Here is an 874-nt window from a genome sequence, read left to right as displayed (position 1 = left end):
CGCCTAGGTCTCTTGCCACGCCGGCAGGGCTTGTGAAGCAACTGGAAATCATACGCGCCCGGCAGGATCATGTGGACCGCCGTCCGCCCAGGCTGTTCTCGGATTTCAGCATCAGCAATGGCTCGAGGCAGCGCCGGGAACTGCTTGATGCCCTGGGCGGATGTCCGCACGTCGATTTCCTGACGAAACGCGTCTCGCAGCGCTCGATCTGGCAACTGTACTCGCAATACCCGCTCGTGCTGTCCACCGAAGGCAACGGCCTGGACTGCCATAGGACATGGGAGCTGTTTTATCTCGGCTGCATCGTCGTCACCAGGACCTCGCCGCTCGACCCGCTCTACCAGGGCCTGCCTGTCATTATCGTCGACGACTGGCATGAGGTGAGGGACCCCGATGCGCCGAGACGCTGGATAGAGCAGGTCGCGCATCTGACCGACCGGGACCATGTTTGGCGACGCTTGCATCCGCAAACCTATCTCGGCCCCATTCGGCAAGAGCTTCAGCACGCATCCCGATAGGGCAGGCCACGAAATTCCGGTTGGACGCGGTGCGAAGCGGAGCTCCTGCAAGCGATGTGGAGCGACGTCGCTCCTCCATATCTGGTGGAGGGAGGGATCATGTGCCAGCCTCGTCCAGCCCCAGCCCGCCGCGGACGGCATTGCGGATGGCTTCTGGGCCGAACCTTGCCCAAACCGCTTGATGCGCGCGGATGCGCTGCCGTGCCCTGCGGTCCGCGTCCAGGCAAAGTCCGACAGCCGTCTCGGCAAGTCCTTCATCGGTATCCGACAGCAGCAGTTCCTCCCCGTCGACCAGGTCCAGGCCCTCGGCCGCCAGAGGCGTGGCGATCACCGGCACGCCCCACGCCATCGCCTCC

General features: G+C 64.3%; 1 protein-coding gene and 1 pseudogene. One reads left to right on the top strand and one right to left on the bottom strand.

The features are described from left to right. Positions 1-518: pseudogene (locus EN893_RS35910) on the top strand (hypothetical protein); the annotation flags it as partial. 97 nt (positions 519-615) lie between these two features. Here the strand turns inward: EN893_RS35910 and EN893_RS35905 are convergent. Continuing rightward, positions 616-874, bottom strand: a 259-nt coding sequence (locus EN893_RS35905; protein ID WP_348632542.1) for a glycosyltransferase, incomplete at its 5' end; no start/stop codon positions are given.

Source organism: Mesorhizobium sp. M7A.F.Ca.CA.004.04.2.1, assembly GCF_004022825.1.
In the GTDB taxonomy this organism is placed as follows: Bacteria; Pseudomonadota; Alphaproteobacteria; order Rhizobiales; family Rhizobiaceae; genus Mesorhizobium.
This window is presented reverse-complemented; position numbering and strand designations above follow the sequence as displayed.